The sequence below is a fragment of the uncultured Microscilla sp. genome, from assembly GCF_947493425.1.
GTDB lineage: Bacteria > Bacteroidota > Bacteroidia > Cytophagales > Microscillaceae > Microscilla.
Map to the genome: position 1 here is coordinate 1 of NZ_CANLRP010000334.1, position 3,391 is coordinate 3,391.

6 protein-coding genes are annotated in these 3,391 nt (G+C 33.6%); all 6 read left to right on the forward strand.

Translation table 11 applies throughout. From position 1 onward, the window contains the following. Positions 1 to 68 precede the first annotated feature (68 nt). The 6 genes from Q0954_RS33325 to Q0954_RS33350 all read left to right on the forward strand — a co-directional run bounded on the left by Q0954_RS33325 (position 69) and on the right by Q0954_RS33350 (position 3,338). Complete coding sequence (locus Q0954_RS33325; RefSeq protein ID WP_299466196.1) at positions 69 to 479, forward strand: hypothetical protein; 411 nt, start codon at positions 69 to 71, stop codon at positions 477 to 479. An 8-nt stretch (positions 480 to 487) separates the two neighbouring features. After that, entirely contained in the window at positions 488 to 1,126 is a 639-nt protein-coding gene (locus tag Q0954_RS33330; RefSeq protein ID WP_299466199.1) for a hypothetical protein, read from the forward strand. Between the two features lie 289 nt (positions 1,127 to 1,415). Further along, entirely contained in the window at positions 1,416 to 1,961 is a 546-nt protein-coding gene (locus Q0954_RS33335; protein WP_299466201.1) for an HYD1 signature containing ADP-ribosyltransferase family protein, read from the forward strand. A gap of 5 nt (positions 1,962 to 1,966) precedes the next feature. Further along, a complete protein-coding gene (locus Q0954_RS33340) occupies positions 1,967 to 2,506 on the forward strand; it encodes a hypothetical protein (protein ID WP_299466204.1) in 540 nt (179 codons plus the stop codon). Beyond that, positions 2,503 to 3,060, forward strand: coding sequence for a hypothetical protein (locus Q0954_RS33345; RefSeq protein ID WP_299466207.1), 558 nt, complete (start codon positions 2,503 to 2,505; stop codon positions 3,058 to 3,060). Before Q0954_RS33340 ends, Q0954_RS33345 begins: the two co-directional genes overlap by 4 nt. Positions 3,061 to 3,071: 11 nt before the next feature. Then, positions 3,072 to 3,338, forward strand: coding sequence for a hypothetical protein (locus tag Q0954_RS33350; RefSeq protein WP_299466209.1), 267 nt, complete (start codon positions 3,072 to 3,074; stop codon positions 3,336 to 3,338). Positions 3,339 to 3,391: the final 53 nt, after the last annotated feature.

A 3,391-nucleotide genomic window follows, 5' to 3' on the forward strand; every position in this document is an offset into this window, starting at 1 on the left:
CCAATAGATTTTAAAGATACATTGTCTATTGGAGCCATTCACAGATTTTAAAATGGAGGATGGCGAACATGTTGTTAAATGTTAGCTCTATGGGAACAATTATGAATAGAGAAGCAAACTTACATTTATCTTGGCTTGTGAAAACATACCCAAATAAAACAATCGATGAACTCTTTAAACTGACTTCAGCATTTCGTTACGCTGAAACCATCTACATTCAGTCAGGGCATAGAATAAAACACGTAATAATTACAAAACTACCTCCGACAGGGGCTGTTAACAATGTTAAAATGGAAGCCATAAAAGAAGTGGTTTCTGATAACATAGTATTACTGAACAATACAAATTCATTCCCTATCAAACAGGTGTTATCTAGCAAAGAGGTAACTGATTTAAAATCAAGATATACAAATTTGACAGGAGAGGATTTGATGTATCAGGGGTATGGAGTATACTATATTTTAGAATCTATTAAATAAGGTACTTTATGAAAAAAAATATTTTTTATGTTGTTGATTCTGAGGATAAAATTAAGGCTAAAGTATTTAAGCAAGTTAAAAAGAAGGTCAGAAAATACAGGAAAGGTATTACACTCAATATAACACAGAAACCAATAAAGAGCCTAAATATAAACGATTGGAACATTATTGATTATAATTGTTTGGATGAACTCAGAGATTTGTCAGTCAGTAGAAACCTTGACAAGAATGCATCTTTTTTTCTATTAAATACCCCAGTAGCAAATCGTCTTAGTTTATTAGATAACCAAGAATATAAAAGGTTAGGGATTGTTGGGTTTTCGAGTAGAATTGCTACTCAAATATTCTGTAATAATACAGATATACATAATACATACAAACTCTGGACACGAGCCTTTGTAGGCTTAACTAACATACTGGAGCAGATGAATGATTATGAAGAAATAATTGAATATAAGGATGGGGAGGTTTTCGCAAAAAAGTTTAACAAGCAAACAAAAAGTGTGTTAAATAGTGGCTATTACCTTAGAAAAAGCTTATGTGGTGAAGTTTACAGTAATGTAGATGTGATAGTTGATAGGTATCTTGATATTTTGCTGTCGTATTTTGAAACATTAGAAAGTAAAGAAAATCTTCTATCTCCCTGATGATGAGGCATTGGATATAGTCATTATACGTACACCAATCAAGCAGGATTTGGAGGAATAAAGGCTTCAAAATCTTTACGTCCTTCATTAGTTTCTGCAAATGTTTGTCAATGCACTTACCAACCGAGGTGTTTTGCAGGCAGATGCGGAAGATATTTTTTTAAGGCTTACCTTTACCCAAGGCAAACTAAGCAAGGCGGATGACCCTTTGCTCAATCGTATATTTAAGATTATACCCAACAAGAGGTTTCAAAACCCGCAGGACTTGCTTACGGAGGTAAAAAAATGCGTGGATGAAAACGGCAATATCATTAGCCAAGAGGTTTTTGAGAAATTTTCTAAAGAGGTAGACGGGGCGTTGGAGATATTGAATAAGAAAAGTACAGCTTGGATTCCTAAAAAAATAGCAGAAAGGCTTCCTGGTGCATTATACAAAACGTATAATTTAGGACCTGCAAAATCAGGAACCATTCTATACCACTATACCAATAAAGCAGGCTTTGATGGCATAACCACTAAAAACGCAACACAATTAAATATACTACGTCCTTCTTTGACAACTTCAACCCCTAACCATGCTCACTTTGGTAGTGGGTATTATTTGTCAACCCACGCTAAAAATAGTAAAAAATTAACAGAACTTTCAACAGATTTTGTAGGTAGCCCAAGCGAAACTCGTCGTTTCACTCATTGTGTTGCTATTGATGTATCAGGTTTAAATGTTTACCGAGGAGTAGGTGGTAGGTCAGAAGTATATTTAATAAGAGGTACTAGCGATTGGGATATCACCTCAAGAATTAGAATGGATTTAAGTGGAGAAAATATAAAAAAATAAAAACAATGAGATATTTAAAATTAGATCGTTTATCCAACGATGGCGAGCATGAAATAGCCTCTAATTATGCCTTCACAAGCTTTGTAGAAATAGATGATGATGGTTATGAAAAAAGAAGATTAAGCTTCTACAGAAGTAATGATGAAGGGGATAATGGTCAATATATAGGCTTTATGGATGGTCAAAAGCAATATATGGGAACATGTATGGCAGAAGTTGCTCATAAGGAAGAAAATTATTCTAAAACAGGTGTTTTTCAAATTGATAAGTATCAAGATGAAGCAGGTTTTTCTATAAACTTTACTGTAGAAATTAGTAAAGATAGTTTTGAGCAAGTATGGGAGACTGTTGTTGATAAATACTTGTTTGAGGAATGTAATGCGGAACTTGATGAAGAACCTCTTATTGATTTTAACAAATTGCCAGAAATTTTTAATGATGAACAATTAGAGTATCTAGCTGAAACATACACTCACTACAAAGACGATATCCCTGAAAGTCACCTGAAACAAGTCTTAGATTATATTGCTAAAAAACAGGGATGAAATATTTAAAAATGGATATAATTGGGAGCAATGTTGAAGATGAAATAGACAACCATTGGCCATTTATGAGCTTTATAGAAATCGATGAAGCAGGCTATGAACAACGAAGGTTAAACTTTTACCGAGAAAAATATGGCGAAGGTGGGGAATATATAAGTTTTGTAGACGAAGAAGGTTGCTATCAGGGAGCTTGGTTGCCCGAATATCCTTGGAATCCTGCCAATTATTCCAAAACAGGCGTATTTTTGATCAACAAATATGAAAGTGAAAAAGGGTTTTCTTTTCAATTTACTGTAGAAATTACAAAAAAAGATTTTGATGAAGTATGGGAGGTTACTGTAAACCAATATTTATTGGGTGAGCTAGGAGTACAAAGAGACGAAGAAGATGAAGACTTGATAGATTTTAATAACTTACCTGATGTATTTAATGAACACTATCTCAACTTCTTTGCTGAAGCCTATTTGGAAGATAAAAATGACATCATGTTTGGCTGGATCACTGAAAATCACCTGAAACAAGTATTAGATTATATTGCTAAAAAGCAAGGATGAAGTATTTAAAAATGGATATAATTGGGAGCAGTGTTGAAGATGAAATAGAAAACCGCTACCCATTCATGAGTTTTATAGAAATAAATGATGAAGGCTACGAACAGCGACTAATATGTTTTTATAAGGATAGTGCCAGTGATATTGAAGAACAACGCATTGGTTTTACTGATGGGCAAAGGCAATATTTAGGTACAACTCTTTCAGAAGTTCCTTGGCGAAATGAGACATATTCTAAGCTCGACTTTAGCCATTTTCAAAAAAGAAACCCACTACGGTAAAAACAAGTTAAAATTGTGACCAAACATTTTTAACAATGCAAATATTCCCGAAT

Bases quoted from the DNA above. Each gene is read 5' to 3' on its own strand.
- Q0954_RS33325 (WP_299466196.1), top strand. From the start codon at position 69: ATGTTGTTAAATGTTAGCTCTATGGGAACAATTATGAATAGAGAAGCA.
- Q0954_RS33330 (WP_299466199.1), top strand. From the start codon at position 488: ATGAAAAAAAATATTTTTTATGTTGTTGATTCTGAGGATAAAATTAAG.
- Q0954_RS33340 (WP_299466204.1), top strand. From the start codon at position 1,967: ATGAGATATTTAAAATTAGATCGTTTATCCAACGATGGCGAGCATGAA.
- Q0954_RS33345 (WP_299466207.1), top strand. From the start codon at position 2,503: ATGAAATATTTAAAAATGGATATAATTGGGAGCAATGTTGAAGATGAA.
- Q0954_RS33350 (WP_299466209.1), top strand. From the start codon at position 3,072: ATGGATATAATTGGGAGCAGTGTTGAAGATGAAATAGAAAACCGCTAC.